The organism is Roseibium sp., assembly GCF_965232425.1.
Lineage (GTDB): Bacteria > Pseudomonadota > Alphaproteobacteria > Rhizobiales > Stappiaceae > Roseibium.
Window position 1 is genome coordinate 5441499 of sequence record NZ_OZ246971.1, and the last position, 21739, is coordinate 5463237.

The 21739-nt window shown below is 59.6% G+C and carries 22 protein-coding genes and 1 pseudogene; 14 read left to right on the plus strand and 9 right to left on the minus strand.

Annotated elements, in window-relative coordinates; genetic code table 11:
* The 3 genes from ACO08A_RS24870 to ACO08A_RS24880 are packed head-to-tail and all read right to left on the minus strand — an operon-like array spanning position 1 to position 2662.
* Positions 1-816 carry a CbbQ/NirQ/NorQ/GpvN family protein gene (locus ACO08A_RS24870; protein ID WP_422038546.1) on the minus strand — a complete coding sequence of 272 codons (816 nt, stop codon included), beginning with the start codon at positions 814-816 and terminating at the stop codon, positions 1-3.
* On the minus strand, positions 816-2186 hold the full coding sequence (locus ACO08A_RS24875) for a cbb3-type cytochrome c oxidase subunit I (RefSeq protein ID WP_306144033.1): 1371 nt from the start codon (positions 2184-2186) through the stop codon (positions 816-818). Before ACO08A_RS24875 ends, ACO08A_RS24870 begins: the two co-directional genes overlap by 1 nt.
* A 23-nt stretch (positions 2187-2209) precedes the next feature.
* Positions 2210-2662 (minus strand): c-type cytochrome, encoded by a 453-nt coding sequence (locus ACO08A_RS24880; RefSeq protein ID WP_422038547.1) that lies wholly within the window; start codon positions 2660-2662, stop codon positions 2210-2212.
* Positions 2663-2954: 292 nt separating this feature from the next.
* On the opposite strand from ACO08A_RS24880, the gene ACO08A_RS24885 reads away from it, so the two are divergent.
* The 14 genes and pseudogenes from ACO08A_RS24885 (at position 2955) to ACO08A_RS24950 (ending at position 15188) form a co-directional block, all read left to right on the plus strand.
* Entirely contained in the window at positions 2955-4559 is a 1605-nt protein-coding gene (locus tag ACO08A_RS24885) for a cytochrome D1 domain-containing protein (RefSeq protein ID WP_422038548.1), read from the plus strand.
* 179 nt (positions 4560-4738) lie between these two features.
* Positions 4739-5293 (plus strand): annotated as a pseudogene (locus ACO08A_RS24890) (NapC/NirT family cytochrome c); the annotation flags it as partial.
* A gap of 90 nt (positions 5294-5383) precedes the next feature.
* Complete coding sequence (locus ACO08A_RS24895; protein WP_422041808.1) at positions 5384-6538, plus strand: ethylbenzene dehydrogenase-related protein; 1155 nt, start codon at positions 5384-5386, stop codon at positions 6536-6538.
* Between the two features lie 54 nt (positions 6539-6592).
* The gene (locus ACO08A_RS24900) at positions 6593-7015 is read left to right on the plus strand and encodes a cupredoxin domain-containing protein (protein WP_422038549.1); all 423 of its coding nucleotides are present in this window, start codon (positions 6593-6595) and stop codon (positions 7013-7015) included.
* Between the two features lie 116 nt (positions 7016-7131).
* Positions 7132-7929: a uroporphyrinogen-III C-methyltransferase gene (cobA, locus tag ACO08A_RS24905; protein ID WP_422038550.1), complete on the plus strand. Its 798-nt coding sequence runs from the start codon at positions 7132-7134 to the stop codon at positions 7927-7929.
* Complete coding sequence (locus ACO08A_RS24910) at positions 7922-8227, plus strand: c-type cytochrome (protein WP_422038551.1); 306 nt, start codon at positions 7922-7924, stop codon at positions 8225-8227. The genes cobA and ACO08A_RS24910 overlap by 8 nt, the downstream gene beginning before the upstream one ends.
* Positions 8224-9387, plus strand: coding sequence for a cytochrome D1 domain-containing protein (locus ACO08A_RS24915; RefSeq protein ID WP_422038552.1), 1164 nt, complete (start codon positions 8224-8226; stop codon positions 9385-9387). The genes ACO08A_RS24910 and ACO08A_RS24915 overlap by 4 nt, the downstream gene beginning before the upstream one ends.
* Positions 9388-9390: 3 nt before the next feature.
* A complete protein-coding gene (locus ACO08A_RS24920; RefSeq protein ID WP_422038553.1) occupies positions 9391-10380 on the plus strand; it encodes an Lrp/AsnC family transcriptional regulator in 990 nt (329 codons plus the stop codon).
* On the plus strand, positions 10377-10832 hold the full coding sequence (locus tag ACO08A_RS24925) for an Lrp/AsnC family transcriptional regulator (protein ID WP_422038554.1): 456 nt from the start codon (positions 10377-10379) through the stop codon (positions 10830-10832). The genes ACO08A_RS24920 and ACO08A_RS24925 overlap by 4 nt, the downstream gene beginning before the upstream one ends.
* Positions 10829-11317, plus strand: coding sequence for an Lrp/AsnC family transcriptional regulator (locus ACO08A_RS24930; protein WP_422038555.1), 489 nt, complete (start codon positions 10829-10831; stop codon positions 11315-11317). Before ACO08A_RS24925 ends, ACO08A_RS24930 begins: the two co-directional genes overlap by 4 nt.
* 3 nt (positions 11318-11320) lie before the next feature.
* Complete coding sequence (gene nirJ, locus ACO08A_RS24935; RefSeq protein WP_422038556.1) at positions 11321-12541, plus strand: heme d1 biosynthesis radical SAM protein NirJ; 1221 nt, start codon at positions 11321-11323, stop codon at positions 12539-12541.
* Positions 12516-14048: a cytochrome D1 domain-containing protein gene (locus ACO08A_RS24940; RefSeq protein ID WP_422038557.1), complete on the plus strand. Its 1533-nt coding sequence runs from the start codon at positions 12516-12518 to the stop codon at positions 14046-14048. Before nirJ ends, ACO08A_RS24940 begins: the two co-directional genes overlap by 26 nt.
* Complete coding sequence (locus ACO08A_RS24945) at positions 14005-14955, plus strand: hypothetical protein (protein ID WP_422038558.1); 951 nt, start codon at positions 14005-14007, stop codon at positions 14953-14955. Before ACO08A_RS24940 ends, ACO08A_RS24945 begins: the two co-directional genes overlap by 44 nt.
* Entirely contained in the window at positions 14952-15188 is a 237-nt protein-coding gene (locus ACO08A_RS24950; protein WP_422038559.1) for a hypothetical protein, read from the plus strand. Before ACO08A_RS24945 ends, ACO08A_RS24950 begins: the two co-directional genes overlap by 4 nt.
* Before the next feature lie 51 nt (positions 15189-15239).
* On the opposite strand, the gene ACO08A_RS24955 is transcribed toward ACO08A_RS24950, so the two are convergent.
* From ACO08A_RS24955 to nosZ, 6 genes are read right to left on the minus strand one after another with little or no spacing between them, the layout of a single operon-like run.
* Entirely contained in the window at positions 15240-16253 is a 1014-nt protein-coding gene (locus ACO08A_RS24955) for an FAD:protein FMN transferase (protein ID WP_422038560.1), read from the minus strand.
* Positions 16250-16798, minus strand: coding sequence for a nitrous oxide reductase accessory protein NosL (locus tag ACO08A_RS24960; protein WP_422038561.1), 549 nt, complete (start codon positions 16796-16798; stop codon positions 16250-16252). The genes ACO08A_RS24955 and ACO08A_RS24960 overlap by 4 nt, the downstream gene beginning before the upstream one ends.
* Positions 16795-17625, minus strand: coding sequence for an ABC transporter permease (locus ACO08A_RS24965; protein ID WP_422038562.1), 831 nt, complete (start codon positions 17623-17625; stop codon positions 16795-16797). Before ACO08A_RS24965 ends, ACO08A_RS24960 begins: the two co-directional genes overlap by 4 nt.
* A 3-nt stretch (positions 17626-17628) precedes the next feature.
* Positions 17629-18534, minus strand: coding sequence for an ABC transporter ATP-binding protein (locus tag ACO08A_RS24970; RefSeq protein ID WP_422038563.1), 906 nt, complete (start codon positions 18532-18534; stop codon positions 17629-17631).
* Positions 18531-19814, minus strand: coding sequence for a nitrous oxide reductase family maturation protein NosD (locus tag ACO08A_RS24975; RefSeq protein ID WP_422038564.1), 1284 nt, complete (start codon positions 19812-19814; stop codon positions 18531-18533). The genes ACO08A_RS24970 and ACO08A_RS24975 overlap by 4 nt, the downstream gene beginning before the upstream one ends.
* A gap of 3 nt (positions 19815-19817) precedes the next feature.
* Positions 19818-21728 carry a TAT-dependent nitrous-oxide reductase gene (gene nosZ / locus ACO08A_RS24980; protein WP_422038565.1) on the minus strand — a complete coding sequence of 637 codons (1911 nt, stop codon included), beginning with the start codon at positions 21726-21728 and terminating at the stop codon, positions 19818-19820.
* Between the last annotated feature and the right edge of the window lie 11 nt (positions 21729-21739).

The following is a 21739-nucleotide window of genomic DNA, read 5'->3' on the forward strand; positions in this document are numbered from 1 at the left end:
TCACCCAAACACGGCCGTGGCAAGATCGAGGAGCCCGCGTTTCACGTCCTCGTCGTCGGTCAGCGGCTCGACCATCGCCGCGAGAATAGCGCGGTCGACCGGCATACCCTGTGCGATCAGCGTGGCCGCGTAGACGACCAGCCGGGTTGAAACACCCTCTTCAAGATCCTGGCCTTTCAGAGCCCGCAGCTTTCCGGCCAGCCGAACAAGCGCAGTCACCCGGTCCCTATCCAAACCGCTTTCCTCGGCCACGATCTCGACTTCGAGACTGGGTGACGGGAAGTCGAATTCAAGCGAGATGAAACGCTGGCGCGTCGAGGGCTTCAGCGTCTTCAGGATGTTCTGGTAACCGGGATTGTAGGAGGCAATCAGCATGAAACCGGGCGCGGCCGCCAGTTCTTCGCCGGTCCGGTCAATGGGAAGCGTTCTGCGATCATCGGTCAGCGGATGCAGCACGACGGTAACGTCCTTGCGTGCCTCCACGACTTCGTCCAGATAGCAGATCGCCCCTTCCCGAACCGCCCGCGTCAAAGGGCCGTCGACCCAGACCGTTTCCCCGCCCTTGAGCAGGTACCGGCCAATCAGGTCGGCGGCGGCAAGATCGTCATGGCAGGCAACGGTGTAAAGCTTGCGCCCCAGCGTTGCCGCCATATGGGCGACGAAACGCGTCTTGCCACAGCCCGTCGGCCCTTTCAGAAGAACCGGCAGGTTGTTGCTGTAAGCGGCTTCAAACACCGTGCGTTCGTCGCCCTGAGGGAGGTAAAAAGGGACGCCTGCCGCCCCTTTTCCCAAGGATACAGATCCTTCCATCTCCATTACTCCGCAGGCATGCCGGCAGCTTTGCCGGGCTCGATGACCTCGCGTTTCGGCACCGCAATCGCGTAGATAAACAGGACCGCCCCAAGCACGAACACCGCTCCGGATCCAAACCGCATCCAGTAGAACAGGGCCAACTGATCCTGGACGTCCATGAAATACTCACCATTGACGCGTTGCAGATGGGTCTGGATGGTCCCGGCAAAGGTCAGCACGAAGGTCATGAAAGCCATGCCGCTCGACATGAGCCAGAAGGAGGCCATGTTGAGCACCTGGTTATAGGGCTCCCGGTTCCGCAGAAGCGGCATTGCATAGGTGATGATTGCCAGGTTCAGCGACACGTAAGCGCCGAAGAAGGCCAGGTGTCCATGCGCGGCCGTGATCTGCGTGCCGTGCGTGTAGTAGTTGACACCGTGCAGCGTGTGCAGAAAGCCCCAGACACCGGCACCGAAAAAGGCAAGTGTCGCGCAGCCGAGGGACCACAGGAGCGCGGCCTTGTTCGGATGGTCGCGCCGACCCTTCCAGACCATGACGAACGCAAAGGCCATCATCGCGAAGAAGGGGATGACTTCCAGGGCAGAGAAAATGGACCCGATCCACTGCCAATAACCAGGCGTGCCGATCCAGTAGTAGTGGTGGCCCGTTCCCAGAATGCCCGAGAAGAGCGCTGCGGCGACAATGACGTAAAGCCATTTTTCGACGACTTCGCGGTCGACACCGGTCAGCTTCAGCATGAGATAGGCGAGAATGGAGGCCATGATCAGCTCCCAGACGCCTTCAACCCAAAGGTGGACGATGTACCACCAGTACTGCTTGTCCAGCGACAGGTTGCTCGGATTGTAGAAGCTGAACAGGAACAGCAACGCCAGGCCCCACAAGCCCAGAAGAAGGATATTTGTGATCGCGGTCTTCTTGCCCTTCAGCACCGTCATGGTGACGTTGTAAAGGAAGATGAGCGCGGCCACGACGATCCCCGCCTTGACCCATTTGGGCTGCTCGATGAACTCCCGGCCTTCCTTGCCGAGCAGGAAATTGCCTTCGAACAGGTTGAAGACATAGGTGACGACCACGCCCAGAGTGCCGATCACGAGGATCGCCAGTTGCAGGTATGCGAGCTTGGGCGAATGGATCTCTCTTTCCGCTTCCTCGGGAATGAGAAAATATGCGGCTCCGAAGAACCCAAGGAGCAACCACACGATCAGGCTGTTCGTGTGCAGCATGCGAATGATGTTGAAGGGCAGCAGTTCGGACAGGAAGTTCGGCTGAACATAGACCCAGCCCGCCAGTAGTCCGCCGAGCACCTGAACTGCAAACAGGGCCAGCGCGACTGCGAAATACGCCATGGCGACCTTTTGTGATTCGTATTTCATCTTTCGTTCCTCTTGCTTTCGGATCAGCCGGCGTCGTTCGGCGGCCAGCCCTGGGCGTCGATCTTGTCGGTCCAGATCAGGAAGTTCGCGAGGTCGCGGATTTCCTCGTCGGTCAGGTTGAAATTCGGCATCTGCCTGCGCCCCTCGATGCCGGTCGGCATGGATTCCATCCATCCTTTCAGCGTCTCGAAGGCTGCGTCCGGGTCGTCAAGAACACCCCAGCGGGTCATCACGTTGCCCACTTCAGGCGCGAAGTACGCCCCTTCCCCCAAGATCGTGTGGCAGTTGATGCAGGCCTTGTCTTCCCAGACACGCTTGCCGGCAGCCACGCTTGCGGTGATGCCGGCGTGATTGGTCGACGTCCCGGTTATGTAGAGGTGACTGTGGATCGACAGCCCCAGGAAGATGATGATGAAGAAGAGTGACCCGCCATAAAAAATATTTCGGGCCATGCTTTTGGTCATGACTTCGCGCATTACGCGCTCCTTTCCCCGAGTTGATCGTGGCCTTGAGGGTGACAGGGCGCGCACTCGTTTCCTTAACCAAAGTCAAGCCCGGCACCGGCCGGATGCAGTTGCTCGGAAGATGTTTCGATGTCTTGGGAAAGACCGGCTGGCCTTCTTAACGAAAGTCAAGGAAGCCTTCCGGCGTTTACGCAAACTCGCGAGTGCCTCACCAGCATTTGGAGTTTGGAGAATGTCACATCCAAGGAAGAAAAAAGGGTCAGGTTATGCGTTAGCGACCTGTCTGGCGCTGCTGATGGGCAGCATGACGGCGCCTGCCCTTGCCGAAGGTCCGACCCTCAGCGAGGAGGCCTTCGAAAGTTCCAAGCAGCTCTATTTCGAAAGATGCGCAGGTTGCCACGGCGTCCTGCGCAAGGGCGCAACGGGGAAGAACCTGGAACCCGAGTGGAAAAAGACCGCAGCTGACGGCACCGTCACCAAGGGTGGCACGCTGCAGCTGGGACAGGAACGACTTGAGAAAATCATCTCCTGGGGCACAGAAGGCGGCATGAACAACTTCTCGGACATCATGACCGAGCAGGAAATCAAGGACATGGCCACCTACATCATGATGGAGGCGCCGACACCGCCGGAAATGTCGCTGGCACAGATGGAAGCAACCCGGAAAGTCTATGTCGAACCGGAGGACTATCCGAGCGAGCCGTTGCATGGCAGGAACTGGGAAAACTTCTTCGTCGTCATCGAGCGTGACGTGGGCAAGGTTGCGGTTGTCGACGGCGACACCAAGGAAGTCCTGGCACACATACCGACCGGTTACGCGGTGCACGTCCTGAAAGCTTCCGAGCACCACAAACTGGAAGAACCGGAGCATCCGGGACGCTTCTGGTACACGATGGGCCGCGACGGCAAGATGACCAAGATCGATCTCTGGCAGAACCCGGAGAACATGCTGGTTGCCGAAGTGAAGATCGCCTACGACGCACGCGACGTCGCGGTTTCCGGCGACGGCAAATACGTCATCGGCGGAGGCTACTGGCCGCCGCACTTCGCGATCGTCGATGCGGAAACCATGGAGCCGAAAAAGGTCGTTTCCACGCGCGGTGTGAATGTTGACGGCGAGTATGTGGAAGAAAGCCGCGTTGCGGCCATCTACACAACTCCGAACGAACCGACCTGGATCGTCGCCGTCAAGGAACTCGGCCAACTCTGGCAGGTCGATTACAGCGATCTGGACAATTTGCGCATCGACAAGATCGATTCCGCTAAATTCCTGCATGACGGTTTCTTCGATCCGTCCGGCCGCTACTTCCAGATCGCCGCGAATGCGTCGAACAAGATGGTTGTCGTGGACACCAAGACCCACAAGCTGGAAGCCATGATCGACACCGCGCCGCTGCCGCACCCCGGCCCGGGCGCCAACTGGAATGACCCGAACTGCGGTCCGGTGGCAGGAACCACGCACCTCGGAGAAGGCACCGTAACCGTCTGGGGCAATGACCCGGAGAACCGTCCGGATGACGCCTGGAAGGTCTGCTACGAGGTCGAAACAGACGGTGCGGGACTGTTCATCAGAACGCACCCGACTTCGGATTATATCTGGGCCGACCAGACCAAGCATCCGGAACCGGAAGTGCAGCAGTCCGTTCAGGTCATCTCCAAGGAAACGGGAGAGATCGTCAAAACCATCCAGATCACCGAAGAAGAAGGCAACGTCGCCGTTCACTTCGAATTCAACCAGGATGGTTCGGAAGTCTGGGTCTCCAAGTGGAACCGCTCCACCTCCAAGGAGCCCAACGGTGAAATCGTGATCTTCGACGCCAAGACGCTGGAAGAAAAAACGCGGGTCAAGGGCCTCTTCGCTCCGACCGGCAAGTTCAACGTCTACAACCGTTCGAACCACGTCACCTGATGTGAGCCAGCACTCCGGAAGGGCGGGCAAAGATCCCGCCCTTCCTCTTTGCCAGCGGTGAAGGGACTGCATCGACCACGGGTCGCCTGAGTGAGGGCAAACGCTCCCCGCATCCGCATTGCGATCGCTTATGGCCCGGTCAAAAGGGCCTGCGGAGAAATCCAAAACGGAGCCTGGACATGTCCGAGAACAGCCAAGGTGACAAGAAGAAACCGATCTGGCGCAGATACCTGATATGGGGCATGCCCATTGGCGGTGTTGCGGCCGTCTTTGCCGGTGGCATCATTTTCTGGGGCGGCTTCAACACCGCGATGGAAGCTACCAATACCAAGCAATTCTGCATCTCCTGTCACGAGATGCGCGACTTCGTCTACGAAGAATACAAGGGCACGATCCACGACGTGAACCGCTCCGGTGTCGGTGCAACCTGTTCCGACTGCCACGTGCCGAAAGACTGGACCCACAAGATCATCCGCAAGGTCCAGGCCTCCAAGGAACTTTACGGCAAGGTGATGGGCACCATCAGCACGCCCGAAAAGTTCGAGGCGAAGCGTCTGGCGCTCGCAATGAACGAGTGGGAGCGGATGAAAGCCAACGATTCGCGTGAGTGCCGGAACTGCCACGACTTCAATTCGATGATGCCGGAATTCCAGAAACCGCGCGCGCGTCAGCAGCACCTCAATGCCATGTCGACCGGCCAGACCTGCATCGACTGCCACAAGGGCATTGCCCACTCGGATCTGCGTGACCGGGCGGACGAGGCATATCTGGAAGAGCTCGAAGCCCCTCACCCCGGATTCGTCCGGGACGTTCCGCAAGAATACATGGCAAGCCTTGCCCGCGTTGAAGCCAGGGAGGCAAGCGAGGCGGAAGCGGCCAAGGCCGACCAGAAGGCCCGGCAGGAGGCTGTCCAAGCCCAGATTGCTGCTGCCGTTGACGCCGCGGTTGCCGAGGAGCGCGCCAAGGCGGACGGCAACGCGGTCGAGGCTGCGCCAACGTCGCCGGGAGGCGGTGGCAATGTCGCTCCCGATATCGACTGGAACGCGGTCCCCGTGACCGACCTGACCCTGTTCTATCCCGGTCAGGCTTCGTTTGAATGGGTTCAGAACGGCAAGACCCACGGCGGTGCCCGTCCGCTCACCAAGGGCGGCGATGCGTGCACCACCTGTCATGCCAAGGAAGTCACCGCGATCGGCACCAAGATCGTCGCAGGCGGCGAGATCGAACCCACCCCGATACCAGGCAAGCGCGGCACGATCGATGCAGCCATTCAGGCCGCCCATGACGATGAAAACCTTTATGTGCGATTGCAGTGGCCGGATACCGGTCACAACCCCGTTCCGTTCGTCGACGGCGGCAAGATGGATCCCGACAACCAGGTCAAGGTTGCCATGATGATCACCGGGACCGGCATCGAGATGGGAGAGACAACCGGGTGCTGGGCGTCGTGTCATGCGGACAACACCTACATGCCGTTCGATCCCGGTGCCGAGGCAATTGCCGCCAATGCCGATGTTGCAGGCAGACTGGAGGCGAAGGACACGATCACCAAATACCTGACCGAGAGCCGGACCAAGGTCGAAATCAAGGGGCGGCGCGGCAAGGCCCAGGGCGGCTGGGACAAGCTGAAACCGGTCGAAGAGATCGATCAGCTTCTTGCAGACGGCACGTTCCTGGATCTGCTCAGGGTCTATGCGGACGGCTCGTCTTCAAACGGCTATCTGCTGGACCGCCGGGTTGCGAATGACGGCGAGATGGCGGCTGAGGCAAGTCTGTCGAGCGGCGTCTGGACCGTCGTGTTTTCCCGGCCACTCAAGTCCGGTGCACCGGGTGACGTCCCACTGGAACCGGGCAAGGTCTACACGGTCGGTTTTGCGATCCACGACGACTATGCGGCGGCACGTTTCCACCACGTGACCTTCGACACCAGTCTCGCACTTGATGACGAGGCCGCACAGATCAACGTGTCCAAACAGTAGACGGCAGGCGGCCGGCTTTCCGGCCGCCGTTTCCGCATGAAAGGGAGAAATCTCATGTTCATGAATGTTTTGCTTCTTGCCGCTGTCATGTTGCCGGTGACGGTCGCTCTTCCCGCCATGGCCGCCGAAGAAGACACGGCTGTGATCTGCGCGGAAGCGGAAGACCGTTATGTCGAGATGTTCGGCCATTCGTCGTCCGAGGAAAAAGGCGTCAAAGTGGTCAAGATGTACAAATACAGGTTCTGCCCGGAAGACCTCAGCATTCCCGTGGGTACGACTGTCCGATGGGTGAATGTCGACAAGCGAACCAGCCATAGCGTCATTCTCTCAGACGAGGGCATCGCCGAGTCGGACCGGTTGTTTCCCGAAGAGACCTTCGAGTTCACGTTCCTGACTGCCGGGCCGCCGCAAAGCTACCTGTGCGGACCACATTGGGAAACCCAGGAAATGATCGGCAGAGTTACCGTAACTCCCTGATTTTATTGATCTTAAAAATAAGAAAAAGCTGCCGGGCGCTTGACAATAATCAAGCAGGTCGTGCGCGAAATGAGTGACCATTGGCCATCGAGTATTCAGGCGAAGCGAGGGTTTTCATGACTGGAAAAGTCTTTCTCATCGGAGCAGGCCCAGGCGATCCTGAACTTCTGACCCTCAAGTCCGTGCGCATGCTTCAGGACGCTGATGTGGTCGTCTACGACCGGCTGGTGTCTCCGGAAATCCTGTCGCTGGCGCCGGCGGGGGCACACCTGGTTTCGGTTGGCAAGTCGCCTGACAACCACCCGGTTCCGCAAGAGCGCATCAACGAGATGCTCTGCAATTTCGCGCAGGACGGATTGACAGTGGCGCGCCTCAAGGGCGGCGATCCACTGATATTTGGCCGCGGATCCGAAGAAGCCGCGTATCTTGCTGCAAACGGTGTTCACATCGAGTACGCACCCGGCATTACCGCGGCACAAGGCGTTGCTTGCGTGAGCGGCGTTCCCCTCACTCACCGAGGCCTTGCCACCGGTGTGCGCTATGTTACCGGACACCGCAAATCGAACGGGTCGCTCGATCTCGACTGGAGCGGTCTCGCCTGTGAGGACACCACCCTAGTTGTCTACATGGGTGTGGCGAATATCGGCCAGATCGCTCTGCGTCTTGTCGCCGAGGGGTTGAGCGAAGAGACCCCGGTCATGGCGGTCGCACAGGCGACGACGCCTCGCGAAACCAGACTGTTTTCGAAACTCGGCACGGTTGCAATTGATCTGCGGCAGGCTGGTCTCAAGGCCCCTGTCCTCTTCGTCATCGGCAAGGTCGTCACGCTGAGTGCCGATTGGACCGCACATGAACTGGACATTTCAAAGCCGCTACCGGGCGTTTCGGCAGCCGGGCAGCAGGCCCATGCTTAGACTTCTTTCCATCGCTGTCCTGCTTTGTGCGCCTGCAATGGCGGAAGAGAGCAGCGCGAAAACGGAACTGATCAATCTGGTCCATCAGGACTGCGGTTCCTGCCACGGCCTGACGCTCAAGGGCGGCCTCGGACCCGATATCCGGCCTGAATCATTGTCCCACTACGACATTGAAACCCTTGCCACCGTGGTGCTCGACGGCATCCCGGAAACCGCAATGCCGCCCTGGCGGCCGTTGCTCAGCGAAGCGGACGCAGATCGGATTGCGAAGTATCTCTTGCAGGGAGAATTGAAATGACGGCTCTGAAGGGCTCCGCTCTGGCACTTGCAATGGCTGCAGCGGTACTGGCAACCCCATTGAAATCCGAGACCATTGTCGCCACGGGTGACCTTGGCCTGGTGGTGGAGCGCGCAAACGGGTCTCTTCTCCTCATCGACCAGTCCGAACGTGCTGCCATCACCAGGATCGAAGGTCTCGGAGACCTTTCGCACGCCAGTCTCGTCTATTCGCCCGACCAGAGGTTTGCCTATGTTTTTGGGCGCGACGGCGGTCTGACAAAAGTCGACATCACATCCGGGCAGATCGTCAAGCGCGTCGTCCAGTCCGGCAATGCCATCGGCGGCGCGATTTCCGATGACGGAAAACTGGTCGCCGTCTCCAACTATGAACCCGGCGGCGTCCGCATTTTCGATGCGGACTCGCTCCACCTCGTCGCCGACATTCCGACCGGCTCGAAAACAATCGGTCTAGTGGACGCGCCCGGCCGGAAATTCGTGTTTACCCTCTGGGATGACGGTGAAACCTGGATTGCGGATCTGTCAGCCGGGGAGCCGTCGATCACCAGGATCAGGGAGATCGGTGCCAACCCGTACGACGCCCTGATCACCGGAGACGGCCGCCTCTACATCACCGGCCTTTTCGGCGAGGACGGATTGACCGCGATCGATCTTTGGGCAGCCGAACCGGCTCCGATCCGGGTGCTGCCTGAGTACGGCCGTGGCCAGAAAGAGCTGCCGGTCTACAAGATGCCTCATCTTGAGGGCTGGGCCCGGGCCGGACAGGAATTCGTGCTTCCCGCCGTCGGACACCACCAGGTTCTGTGGATCGATGCGAGCGACCTCTCCGAAACAGGGCGAACGGAAACTTATGGGCAGCCGGTCTTCGCCATGTCGCGGCCGGATGGGCGGCAGGTTTGGGTGAATTTCGCCCATCCTCTCAACGACACCATTCAGGTCATCGACACGGTTTCCAAGGAAGTCGTACACGAACTCAAGCCGGGCAAAGCGGTCCTGCACATGGAGTTCACACCTCGCGGTCACGAAGTCTGGGTGTCCGTACGCGATTCAGGAAAAGTCATAATCTACGACACGAGAACGTTCGAAAAGCGGGGCGAGATCGACGCAGAAAGCCCGTCGGGCATCTTCTTCACATCGAGGGCGCACAGAACGGGACTTTGAAAGATGGAACGTATAGGCGACCGACTTGATCTGAAGCTTCTGGATGACTGGCAACGCAGTCTTCCCATCGCACCGCGCCCATTTGCACGGATCGGCCAGGTGCTGGGATGCGGTGAAACGGAAGTCATTCGGCGACTGGAGTTCCTGAAGGCGACCGGCCGCGTCACCCGGGTCGGCGCGACGTGCGCGCCCAACACCGTCTCGGCAAGCACGCTTGCCGCACTCGCCGCACCAGCCGAAAGACTTGAAGATGTGGCGGCAATCGTCGGCAGCCAGCCCGGCGTCAATCATTCCTACGAGAGAGAGAACCATTGGAACCTCTGGTTCGTCGCGACCGGCCCCGACAGAGCGCATGTCGATCGCGTCCTGGAGGAAATACAGGGTCGCACAGGGCTTCGTGTCCTGGACCTTCCACTTGTCAGACCGTTCAACGTCGATCTTGGATTCAGACTGAACGGAGAGATGGACCGGCCACCCGCGCCCCGGCCGGTTCGTAAAGAGCACCTGCAGGAGGGTGACAACGATCTCCTGCAGGCGCTCGCCACCGGCATGCCCCTCACCGAACGGCCCTATCGTGAGATCGCCTCGGAACTGGGCTGGCAGGAAGAAGACGTTCTGGACCGGGTCGCGGTGCTGCAGGACGCAGGGATTATTTCGAGACTTGGTGTGATCGTCCGACACAGGGCGCTCGGCTGGCGCTCCAACGCCATGGTTGTCTGGGAAATCTGCCCGGAACTGGTGGGCTCTGCCGGGCCTGCGCTGGCCGCCGTGCCGGGCGTGACCCTGTGCTACGAGCGCCGGCCCGTTGCTGGCGTCTGGCCCTACCGGCTTTACTGCATGATCCACGCGCGGAGCCGCAAGGAAGCACTTGAGACCTTGACCAGAGCGTCGGCACTTCCGGAGCTGACGGGCGTTGACCGGCGTATCCTGTTTTCATGCCGCTGTTTCAAGCAGACCGGAGCGATGATCGCACCTCAGGGGGCTGCCGCATGACCGTGACGCTGACCGATCTCGATCGCCGGCTGATCAACCGCCTTCAGGATGATCTGCCGCTCGTCCCGCATCCATTCGCCTCGCTGGCCGAAGAACTCGGTTTGTCCGAAGAGGCAATTGTCGACCGGATCCGTCAGCTGCGGGACGACGGTCTGCTGACGCGCTTCGGACCCTTTTTCGACGCCGAAGCCCTCGGCGGCGCCTTTTGCCTGTGCGCCATGTGCGTTCCCGAAGACCGCTTCGAAGACGTCTTAACCAAAGTCAATGCTCATGCGGAAGTCGCGCATAACTATGAACGGGACCACGAGTTGAACATGTGGTTCGTGCTGGCGACCGAGGAGCGCGGCGACATCATGAGAACGGCCAAGGACATCGAGCACGACACGGGATTGGAAGTTCTTCTTTTTCCCAAGAAACGCGAGTTTTTCGTTGGCTTCCGGGTAGACGCATGACACTGGATCCAAAAGACAGGGCAATCATCGAGGCCACACAGGCCGGCCTGCCGCTCGTGCCGCAGCCATTTGCGGTTGTCGCCGAAACGCTTGGCATCACCGAGGCCGAACTGCTGGACCGTCTGGATGCTCTCAAGAAGCAGGGCGTCGTACGACGCATCGGCGCCGCACCGAACCACTATCGCCTCGGCATGACCGCAAACGGCATGTCCGTGTGGGACGTCGACGATACCGTTGTCGACAGTCTGGGTGAAATCATCGGTGGCCTCTCCTTCGTGACCCATTGCTACCGGCGTCCGCGCGTTCTTCCGGTGTGGCGCTACAACCTCTTCGCGATGGTCCACGGTTCCAGCCGCGAGGAGGTCCTCGTCAAGAGGGACAAGGTCGCGGACCTGCTCGGTGATGCCTGCCGGGCCGGCGACATCCTGTTTTCAACCCGGATCCTGAAGAAAACGGGCATGCGGCTTGCCGGCAAGAGAGGTTGAACGATGTTTCGTCTGACGGAATACATGCAGCAGATCACCAATCCGACACCGGTTCGCACACGCGTAAGCAGCGGATCGGTGAAACCGGTCGTGATCTGGAACCTGACACGCCGCTGCAATCTCAGATGCCGGCATTGCTACACGGTGTCCGCCGATATCGATTTTCCGGGTGAGCTGACGCACGAACAGGCCATGGAAACGCTGGAAGATCTTGGCCGCTTCAAGATCCCCGCATTGATCCTGTCAGGCGGTGAACCACTTGACCGGCGTGATCTCTTCGACATTGGCGCACGCGCACGCAAACTCGTGCGCATGCTGGCGCTCTCGACCAACGGCACAAAGCTTCAAGGTGATGCGCTCGATCGTGTCGCGGAGATCGGCTTCGATTACGTCGGCATTTCAATTGACGGCATCGGTGCGACCAACGACTGGTTCCGGGGTGTCGAAGGCGCTTATCAGGCCGCCCTTCGCGGGGTTCGTGAATGCAGGGCGCGGAACATCAAGGTCGGGCTTCGTTTCACGTTGACCGAGGGAAACCACAAGCATCTGCCTGATCTTCTGAACCTCTGTGACGATGAAGATGTCGACAAATTCTACCTGTCGCACCTCGTCTATGCCGGGCGCGGTGACAAGAACCGTGGAGAAGATGCGGAACACAAGCGATCCCGCTGGGCAATGGACCTCCTTCTCGACAGGGCATGGACCGGCGTCAGCGGCGGGCGGAAACTCGATATCGTTACCGGGAACAATGACGCCGACGCGGTCTATTTCCTGAACTGGGTGCGCGCAAAGTTCGGTGATGACATCGCTGACCATGTCCGCAGCCATCTTGCCGCCTGGGGCGGTAATTCGTCCGGACTCGGCGTCGCCAATATCGATACGCTCGGCAATGTTCATCCAGACACCTACTGGTCCGACTACACGGTCGGCAGCGTGAAGGACAAACCTTTCTCCGAGCTTTGGTCCGGCGACGATCCCGTGCTGAAACAGCTCAGGACACGGCCGAGGCCCCTGAAAGGCAGATGCGGCTCCTGCGCAGTCCAGGACGTCTGCGGCGGTAACACGCGCATCCGCGCGCTGCAGCTCACGGGCGATCCCTGGGCAGAGGACCCGGCCTGCTATCTCGACGACAACGAGATCGGCCTCTTCGGCGAGACTTGCGAACGCCTGACCGTGACACCCTTCAGAGGAAAACGCCATGACCCGGCTCATCGTTTCGCTTAGCGCTCTTGTGATGACCGTGTCCGCCCCGTTTGCGGATCCGGTTACGGACTATGCCGAAAACTGCCAGGAATGCCACGGCGTCAATCGCCTCGGCGGCCTCGGCCCTGCCCTCATTCCGCAGACACTTGGCCGAATGCGCGGACCCAACCTAGTCTCCGTGATCCGCAACGGCCGCGCGGCAACGCAAATGCCCGCCTTCGGCGAAATCATGAGCGATAGCCGGATTGATGCGCTTTCTGCTTTCCTGCAAGAGCCGCTGGCCGATGTTCCGCCCTGGGGGGATGAAGAGATCATGGCCAGCCGGGTCCTCAATGAAGACTATCAGCCGGCGGACAAGCCCGTCTGGTCGTCAGACCCGATGAACATCACGCTTGCCGTCGAGACCGGTGATCACCACGTCAGCGTGCTTGATGGCGACACGTTCGAAACGCTCGACCGGTTCGCGACGCCTTTCGCGGTGCATGGCGGGCCCAAATTCAGCCCGGAAGGCCGATACGTCTTCATCATGTCCCGCGACGGCTGGGTCCAGAAATACGACCTCTATGCGCTCAAGGAAGTCGGGCGCGTTCGTGCCGGGCTCAACAGCCGCAACATCGCCATGAGCCATGATGGCAAGTGGATTGCCGTCGCCAACTATCTGCCGAACACCCTGACGATCCTTTCTGCCGAAGACCTGAGCGTCGCGGCGGTGCAGGAAATCAAGGGCAAGGACGGGACCCCGAGCCGGATTTCCGCGGTCTATCAAGCGCCGCCACGCAAGAGTTTTGTTCTGGCGCTGAAGGATGTGCCGGAGATCTGGGAGGTGTTCTACGGCCCCAACCCGCCACATTACGGCTTTGCCCATGACTGGCGGATAGAAGGCCCTGCCCCGCACACCAAGCCTTTTCCGGTGCGCAAGATCACGACGCCCGACTATCTTGACGACTTCTTTTTCGATCAGAGCTACGAATATGTCATGGGCGCTTCGCGCAGTGGTGCGGGCGGCCAGGTCATCGACCTGGTCATCGGCCAGAAAACCGCTGATCTGGACCTGCCGGGAATGCCGCATCTCGGCTCCGGCATCACCTGGAAGCATGGTGATACGACCGTCATGGCGACCCCTCACCTCAAGGACAATGCGGTCTCCGTGATCGACATGCAGACCTGGAAGACGGTGAAACGCATCGAGACGCTGGGGCCGGGTTTTTTCATGCGCAGCCATGAAAACTCGCCCTATGTCTGGGTCGATGTCTTCTTCGGTCCGAACAGGGACGTCATGCATGTGATCGACAAGGAGAGCCTTGAGATCGTGAAAACCCTGCGGCCGGAGAAAGGCGCGACCGTTGCGCATGTCGAGTTCACCCGCGATGGCGCTCATGCCCTTGTTTCGATCTGGGAAGAGGACGGTGCCGTGATCGTCTACGACGCGCAGACGCTTGAAGAAATAAGGCGTCTGCCGATGAAGAAACCTTCGGGAAAATACAATGTCTGGAACAAGATCACCTTCTCGGAAGGAACCAGTCACTGAAGCCCTGATCGTTTCGCACGGTCAACCCTCCTGCCCGGTATCGGGCGAGGCGCAGCTTGAGTTGCTGACACAGCAGATCAGGTCGCGGCTTCCAGATTGGCATATCCGGTCCGCCACTCTGGCCGCTCCCGGCACATTTGAGCGGGAACTGAGGGAATGCGGCGGCATTCCGTTTGTGTATCCCGTCTTTATGGCCGACGGCTGGTTTACAAAAAAGGCGTTGCCGGAACGCACAGGTGGCCGTGAGGTTCGGCAGCTCAGCCCTCTCGGTCTTCATCCGATGTTGCCGCACAGGACCGTCCAGCTGCTGAAACAGGAGGCAGAGCAACGTGGCTGGTCCTTACATTCCTGTAACGTCATGATCGCGGCGCATGGCTCCGAAACCGGTCCGGCTGCGGCTGACTGCGCCCTCTATTTCGCAAAACGCGTGCGCGCCCTGATGCCTTTCAAGAAGAAGATCCACACGGGTTTTCTCGCGCAGGAACCGTTTCTTACAAGGGTGGCGCAGGTGAGTACGCCCAGAACGCTTCTCCTGCCGTTTCTGGCCGGAACCGGATCTCACCTAACAGAGGACATTCCGGATGCCCTCGTCGAAGGCGGTTTCAAGGGCGTCCTGCTCCCGGCTGTCGGAGAGGCCGATTTCATTGCGGACCTCATCGCTCACAGTCTGAGCACTGCCTGGCTGAAAGCGAAAAATTTCGACCCGGTCAGCCAACACCGCACCGTGGAACATCAATCAGCCGGTGTGGAGATAGACGCAGAAACGGTTGTTCCGGGCGGGACAGATCCCGGAATTGCGCGGTGTGCCCAGCCCGATCTCAGTTCTTGCAACAGGTTAAGAGTTGTCTCTTTATTATTGAAAAAAATGCGAAACTTCCGATCTTCGATGAAGAGACAAGCAGCATGACCGCGACAGACAGCACATGGTCGGTGAAAAAGCTCGCCTTGCTGCTTTACCCGTTTACGGCGGCGGCGGTTGCAATCAATCTCTTCCTGTTGGGGCTGATCGGCATTTCACTCGGGCTGCCTGCGATTTCACCTCAAGCGGCTATCTGGTCGAGCATACCGTTGGGTGTTCCCGCGGCCTGGTGGGCTGCCAAATGGGTACGCGGATTGATGGATGAGGCTGACGGGAAATAAGTCGCCGGTCAAACACCACCGATTTTGCACGCTCTTCGCCGTGTCCCGGCTTCACATCCAGCCCGCGGTTCCGTCTTCACGAACAACGAATGCCTTTGTTGCGGGGAGTTGAGACAACGTAGTGCCGAGCCCCTTCCTGCCGGTGACCAGAGCTGCCGTCGACACGCCGTCTGCCAGCGCCGCGCTGGGGGCAATCACGCTTGCAGCGATCAGATCCGCATTCACCGGGTGCCCCGACCGGGGATCAAGAATGTGCGAGTGGTTCCCTTCACGATCGAGTGTCGTTCCCAGTCGTGCAGAACTGGCGACGGCTGCATCCTTCAGACGGATGCCGGTCCTTGCCGACGGATGTGCCGGGTCAGGTCGCAGTGTCACGCTCCAGCCGCCATTGTCGTCATGCTGCCCGCTGGAGCCTCCGCCCCTGGCTGATATTTCGCCGAGATCGACGACGACGTTCCGGCATCCTCGAGCCTCCAGCAACGCGGTGACGCGATCCGTGATGTAACCCTGGGCAATACCGTTTAGGGTCATCGCCATACCGGATTTTTCGTAACGGATCTGCGAAGGATCAAAGCGGACCTTTGCGAAACCCGTGCGGCTCGCGGCATCCGCGAAAGCGCGCATTTCGGAGAGATCTTGAGGCGCGGTGCCATTCGCAAAGCGAATCCAGAGTGGCTGAACGGTCGGATCAAACGCGCCATCGCTCACCCTGTGGACAAGGCGCACGGTTCCGAGAAGCTCAATGAATTCAAGCGACGGTGCCTTGAGGCATCCGTCTTTGTTAAGTCTGACCAGCTCGCTGTCGTCGCGAAAGAGACTGAAAATTCCCTCCAACCTGCGGATTTCATGGTCGACCAGACGGAACAGCGCCCGTGCCTTTTCGCCGTCGACCCCGAGCAGGTTGATCTCGGCAGGCGCTCCGAGCGCGGTACCGGTCCAGCGCTGCAGGGCCTGATTTGCTCCAGGAGCCGAAGAGGGCAGACATGCACTGGCCGAGGCGATGGCGCAGATCCTGAGAAAGCGTCGCCGGTTTATCCTACGCCTCAGTGTACTGGAACACGTCATCTCACGGCCTCACCCGACCCGTTGGAGGTCAACCCGGTCGCCGAGGAGAGCTCAACCGGCGCCAATACGTAGTCAACAGGGATATCATGGAGGCGAAGGATGCGGCCGCCGTTGGCGGCGGCGAATGCCTTTGCGCCCTCTTCAGTTCCGAACGGTATCGTCTCGGGCGCGCCCATCCCGCCGGTCTGTCTGCTGTCAACGACAAACCAGGCCGCCTCTGCTTCGATCCAATTTTCAAAACCAGGCTCCTTCCAGCTGCGTGCCGCACCCATATCATTCACGTAGATCGCGGCAATGTTCTTGGGTTCTTCCGGGGAGTGCATGAACGCAACCGCATCCCTCACCTGTGTGAACCAGAATGGAAACGGATTTCCGGTGAGGTGGATCTGCGCCTTCGGACCGTCGTGCTCCAGGACGGTCATCTGACAATAATGCCCCGCCGCCTCCGGTGTCAGGACTATTGCCGCCGGTTTTACAATCTCAACCTCCTCCTGACATCCTGCGAGGAGACCGAGCGCAAGGAGAAAAATGAACCTTCGTTTCATGGCGTGATCCTCCGGATGAGAGTGGCCGACGCTGCCAGGGCGGCACCGGCGAAGACAACCAACGACACAAGTGCGAATGCAGGATCGAAAGGCAACGTTTCCGCAACACCAGCCATGCCGCCAACAAGATCACTGGCGCCTAGTGCCGCAAGGTTGAAGAGCCGGAAGGCATCAGCCGGGTTCAAGAGAACGGCGTAAGGGAAAACCTGCGATGCGAATATGCCGCTCGGATTGGCGACAAGTGCGCCCAAAAGGGCAAGGTCGTAAAGAACAACAAGGAGGAGCCACGCGGCGATCGCCAGCGCCGCGGCTGTTCCCGACTGACGGGTCAGCGAGCTCAGCACGTAGCCGAGTGCAAGAAAACAGATGCCGAGGAGCACGGATGTTGCAATCAGCCGTGCGAAGTCTGTCAGCCCAGAGAGCGAACCGGTTCCCGTTGCCAAAAGGACAAGAGCCGTGAGGCCATAGCCCGCGACCAGTGCAATTGTGAGCACAAACGCATGCCCGACGGCTTTTCCAAACAGGAACTCCGTGCGCGATATCGGGCACGAGAAGGTCATGAGCAGGGTCCCCCGTTCGATCTCGCCGCACACCGCATCAAAGGCGAGCAATAGCGCGATCAAGGGGACCAGGTAGACGGACAGGCTTGCAAGCGAAGCGACCGTGATCGTCAACCGGTCTATTCCAAGTGTTCCCGCCGGCGCGGACCCCAGCAGGGCCAGAGCCAGCGAGAAAACGGCGAGTATCAATGTGGCCAGCAGAACCCAGCGGTTTCTGATGCCAATCCGGACTTCCTGTTGTGCGATCGTGAGAATTCGGGAGAACATGGCTCATGCCTCCTTTCGCGATGTGTCTGAAAAATGCCGGTAAACGTCATCGAGGCTGGGCGCATGGACATCAACGTCCTCGACCAGGTTGCCGAGCGCGCTTATTGCCGCGAGCGTCCGAACCTTCTCGTCCTTGCCACAGTCGAACTCCACGGATCGTCCGTTCATCTTTCCCGCCCCGAGGTGTTCCGCCACTTCCTGAACCGCCCCCGGCTTCGTCCAGACCTTCAACCTGATCGGAAGGCCGGCCTGGGCTCGCAACGTGGCGAGTTCGTCATCGGCGACGAGTTTCCCCTTTGACAGGATAAGGACCCTGTCTGTCCGGGCTTCCAGTTCGGTCAAGGCATGGGAGGACAGCAAGACGGTCGCTCCCTGATCGGCAATCTCGCCGATCAGTTCGTAGACATTCTGTCTGGAAATCGGATCCAGCCCCGTGGTCGGCTCGTCGAGAAGAACCAGCTTCGGTGTTCCGATAAGCGCCTGTGCCAGACCTAGACGCTGGCGCATGCCTTTCGAATAGGTGTTCACCCGCCGTCTTGCGGCATCGGCAAGACCGACCCTCTCCAGCAGTTGAAGGGAACGGGCAACATTCTCGCCCTTCAGGTGCGCATAAAAGCTTATGACTTCCTCGCCGGTCAGAGCTCCGGAAAACGCGACTGACTCGGGTAAGTAAGCTGCTCCCTGCCGGGATAGTTTGCTGCCGGGAGAGGACCCGAGAACGGAGATCTCGCCGGCGTCCCGGTTCAGGAAACCCAGGATCATCTTGAACAGCGTGGTTTTCCCAGCACCGTTGTGCCCCAGTAGCGCAACCCGTTCGCCGGGTTTCAGATCAAACGACACCTGGTCGACGGCGACGTGGGTTTTGAAGCGTTTCGTGACCGAGCGAACAGCAAGGGTAGACCGGGTCATCCCTGAACTCCTGCATTTGGCGTATGGCGAACGGGCGGATGCATTAGCGGGGCGTTGTCGACGATCCCGCCCGGCAACAAGGCCGGAAACTGAGACTGCGTCCAACGCAGGAGCTGAACGGCAGGACTGCCGATCAGCAGCTTGGCGGAAGGCTGCGTCCACAAGACCTGATCAACCATGTCGTTGGGCCGGTACGCGGTGTCAGCAAGACCATCGCCATTCATGTCGAATGCAGCGTGGTCGCTCCAGTAGTTGCCGCGCCCGTCTGTGCTCCAGTCGAGCATTCGGCTGCCGACATACTTCACCTGTGTCCTGTTGCGGATGAAGGCGTTGCCCTGGAATGTATTCCTGGCCGATCCTGCGGTGAAATGGATTCCGATCGGACATCCTTCAAAGTGGTTGTCCGACACGCTGTTCTTATTGGCGTTGTACATGAAGAGGCACTTCTCACCGCCGCCGGATACAAGGTTGCCCGAGATCCTTGCCCGGTTGGCGTAGTTCAGCATGAGGCCGTGATTGCGATCTCCGATCGAGACATTGTTTCGAACCGTCAGACGGTCCGAGAACATGAGCGCATATCCGATGTCATTGCCTTTGGAGACATTGTCCTCGATCACGCCGCTGTTGCCGTGCATGTAGTGGATGGCAAACCGAAGTTCCTCGAAAAGATTGCCGCGAAAAGTGTCCTTGTGACTGGTATTGACGAAGACACCGTCCCGGCCGAAACGGATTGTGTTGAATTCCGCAAGCAGATCAGGTGCATTCCAGACGTAAATGCCGTTGCCGCGCTCGTTCCGGCGCAAATCACGCCGGCCCTCTATGAGATTGTTCGAGACAATGGCGTTGCGCGCGCCATGAACGTCAACTCCGGTCAGATTGTCGATTATCCGGTTGTTGCGAACGACGGCGCCGTGCGCCTTCTTGGTCAGCTTGACGCCGGCATCGAGCGTTTCGTGTGAGAGCCCCGACCCGATCAGGGTCAGCCCCTGGATCGTCGCACCCGGCACGGTCACGGTGACTACGCTCCCCTCGCCGTTGCCGACAATACGGGCCTTGCCGGCGCCGTCGAGCGTGACCGGCCTGTCCACCGTCACCGGGCCGGCATGATCGCCGGGCGCAAGCCGGAGGATATCTCCGGCTTGCGCGTCTTGCAGGATTTTCTGCAATGCGCCCTCCCTGGCCGGCACCGTCCAGCCGGCAGCCGCCAGCGGTCCGCAGACCACCAGAGCCGTAAAGACCGAAGCAATGCCGCAAGCCAGATTTCGAAGGGCGCTTTGCATGGATCAGGCTCCTCTGGGTTCGACGAACATGCGGCCGCGCATTTCCATGTGGAGCGCGTGGCAGAACCACTGGCAATAGAACCAGTGGACGCCCGGACGTTCGGCGATGAACGTGACCGACGCGGTCGCCTGCGGGCCGACTTCCATCGCGACACCGTAGTTCGCGAGGCAGAAGCCGTGCGTAAGGTCATCGATGTCGTCGATGTTGGTGACATAGACCGTCACCTCGTCACCCTGTTTCACCGTGAATTTCTCAAGGCTGAAGGTCGGCGCGACGGAGTGCATGTAGACGCGCACCTTGTTGCCGTCACGAATGACATCGGCCGCATCTTCAAGATCGACACCGTCCGCCTCAGCCTGCCGGATGGCATCCGCGAAGCTCGGATCGGAGCGGTCCCAGACAATCGCCGGGTTCACCTTCGAGCGATGCACGATTATGCTGTCATGAGGCTCGGCAAAGGTTGGCCCATCGTGAACCACCGTCATTTCATCGCCTGAAATGTCGATGAGTTGCTCATTCTCCGGTTTCAGCGGACCGACGTTCAAGAAACGGTCCTTGGAGAACTTATTCATCGAAATCAGCCATTTGCCGTCCGCTTCCGCAGTCTCGCCCATGGATGTGGAATTGTGGCCCGGCTGATAATGCACATCGACCTTGGATATGATCGGATCGACGGCTTCGCCCGCATAGGCCTGAATGGCCTTGTCCATGTTCCATTTCACCACCTGGCTGTCCAGGAACAGCGTGGTGAAACAATTGCCCTTGCCGTCAAACGCGGTGTGGAGCGGCCCAAGGCCCAATTCCGGTTCGCCGACGATTGCCGAGCGCGGGTCGGCATTGTCGTCGAACAGCGCATCGAGTTTGGTGACATCGATGATCGACACCGTGGGAGACAATTTGCCGTTGATGACAATGTGCCTCTTGTCCGGCGCGGCGTTACAGCCATGCGGGCTGTTCGGTATCGGGATGTAGCGCGTGAATTGGGAATTGGCTTCCTTGCGCCCATCGACGACCGGAACACCCTTCATCTCCTTGTAGTTGCCCGCGGCAACGGCTTCTTCGATCGCCTTGATGTTGAAGACGACGCAGTGATCCAGTTCACTTTCGGTCATCTCGGCAAGGTTCGTACCCATCTCCGAGTTGTAGCTCGTCGAGAAGGCGTATTTGCCCTGATAGTCCGCGTCGGTGTTGTCCAGGTTGCCGGAAACGATCACCTGCCAGGCAACTTTCATTTCGTCGCCGTCGATGGCGGTGAAGATGCAGGCATACTGATCTGGATCGTCCAGAATGCTGCCATCGTTGACGAGCGGAGCTTCGTGTTCGCCGTTGGCGAAGATGTAGCCCGTGCGTGGATACTTTTGCGGGCGCATGCCATGGATGTCGTGCGCGTTCGGGATCTCGATGATCTTGTCGCACTTCATCGTGCTGCAGTTGATGCGGGCAACACGCGTGTTTGCCTTGTCGTTTGCGAAGATGTAGCGGCCGTCATATGTGCCGTCAGTGAAGGACATGTGCGGGTGGTGCAGGTCGCCGTTGTCGTAGGTGACCTTGCCCTGTGCCGCCAGATAAGCCTTCGTTTCAGGCAACAGGCCCTCCGTCAGGATCTTCAGCGACTCGTTGGTCTGGCCCCAACCTGTTGCCGAGCAGCGGTTGAAGACCGGAATACGCATCAGTTCACGCATCGATGGAACGCCCAGAATGCGAACCTCGCCGGTCTGGCCGGAGGACCAGAAACCGTAGTACTCGTCGAGTTCGCCCGGTGCCATTTCAAACTTCTGATGATCGCCTTGAGCAAAGGCGGGCTGGGCTCCGGTGACCGCAACAGCACCCATTCCAGCCACGACAGCCGTTTTCGCGGTTCCGCCCAAAAGGTCTCGGCGGGAAACGCCCAAATGGTTTTCTTTCTCCTTCATGGCTGATCTCC

Coding starts and splice junctions, on each gene's coding strand:
- ACO08A_RS24870 (WP_422038546.1), bottom strand. CDS start 816: ATGGAGATGGAAGGATCTGTATCCTTGGGAAAAGGGGCGGCAGGCGTC.
- ACO08A_RS24970 (WP_422038563.1), bottom strand. CDS start 18,534: ATGACCCGGTCTACCCTTGCTGTTCGCTCGGTCACGAAACGCTTCAAA.
- ACO08A_RS24925 (WP_422038554.1), top strand. CDS start 10,377: ATGACCGTGACGCTGACCGATCTCGATCGCCGGCTGATCAACCGCCTT.
- cobA (WP_422038550.1), top strand. CDS start 7,132: ATGACTGGAAAAGTCTTTCTCATCGGAGCAGGCCCAGGCGATCCTGAA.
- ACO08A_RS24875 (WP_306144033.1), bottom strand. CDS start 2,186: ATGAAATACGAATCACAAAAGGTCGCCATGGCGTATTTCGCAGTCGCG.
- ACO08A_RS24885 (WP_422038548.1), top strand. CDS start 2,955: ATGACGGCGCCTGCCCTTGCCGAAGGTCCGACCCTCAGCGAGGAGGCC.
- ACO08A_RS24920 (WP_422038553.1), top strand. CDS start 9,391: ATGGAACGTATAGGCGACCGACTTGATCTGAAGCTTCTGGATGACTGG.
- ACO08A_RS24915 (WP_422038552.1), top strand. CDS start 8,224: ATGACGGCTCTGAAGGGCTCCGCTCTGGCACTTGCAATGGCTGCAGCG.
- ACO08A_RS24950 (WP_422038559.1), top strand. CDS start 14,952: ATGACCGCGACAGACAGCACATGGTCGGTGAAAAAGCTCGCCTTGCTG.
- nosZ (WP_422038565.1), bottom strand. CDS start 21,728: ATGAAGGAGAAAGAAAACCATTTGGGCGTTTCCCGCCGAGACCTTTTG.
- ACO08A_RS24910 (WP_422038551.1), top strand. CDS start 7,922: ATGCTTAGACTTCTTTCCATCGCTGTCCTGCTTTGTGCGCCTGCAATG.
- ACO08A_RS24900 (WP_422038549.1), top strand. CDS start 6,593: ATGTTCATGAATGTTTTGCTTCTTGCCGCTGTCATGTTGCCGGTGACG.
- ACO08A_RS24940 (WP_422038557.1), top strand. CDS start 12,516: ATGACCCGGCTCATCGTTTCGCTTAGCGCTCTTGTGATGACCGTGTCC.
- ACO08A_RS24960 (WP_422038561.1), bottom strand. CDS start 16,798: ATGAAACGAAGGTTCATTTTTCTCCTTGCGCTCGGTCTCCTCGCAGGA.
- ACO08A_RS24975 (WP_422038564.1), bottom strand. CDS start 19,814: ATGCAAAGCGCCCTTCGAAATCTGGCTTGCGGCATTGCTTCGGTCTTT.
- ACO08A_RS24930 (WP_422038555.1), top strand. CDS start 10,829: ATGACACTGGATCCAAAAGACAGGGCAATCATCGAGGCCACACAGGCC.
- nirJ (WP_422038556.1), top strand. CDS start 11,321: ATGTTTCGTCTGACGGAATACATGCAGCAGATCACCAATCCGACACCG.
- ACO08A_RS24880 (WP_422038547.1), bottom strand. CDS start 2,662: ATGCGCGAAGTCATGACCAAAAGCATGGCCCGAAATATTTTTTATGGC.
- ACO08A_RS24965 (WP_422038562.1), bottom strand. CDS start 17,625: ATGTTCTCCCGAATTCTCACGATCGCACAACAGGAAGTCCGGATTGGC.
- ACO08A_RS24955 (WP_422038560.1), bottom strand. CDS start 16,253: ATGACGTGTTCCAGTACACTGAGGCGTAGGATAAACCGGCGACGCTTT.
- ACO08A_RS24895 (WP_422041808.1), top strand. CDS start 5,384: ATGGCAAGCCTTGCCCGCGTTGAAGCCAGGGAGGCAAGCGAGGCGGAA.
- ACO08A_RS24945 (WP_422038558.1), top strand. CDS start 14,005: ATGTCTGGAACAAGATCACCTTCTCGGAAGGAACCAGTCACTGAAGCC.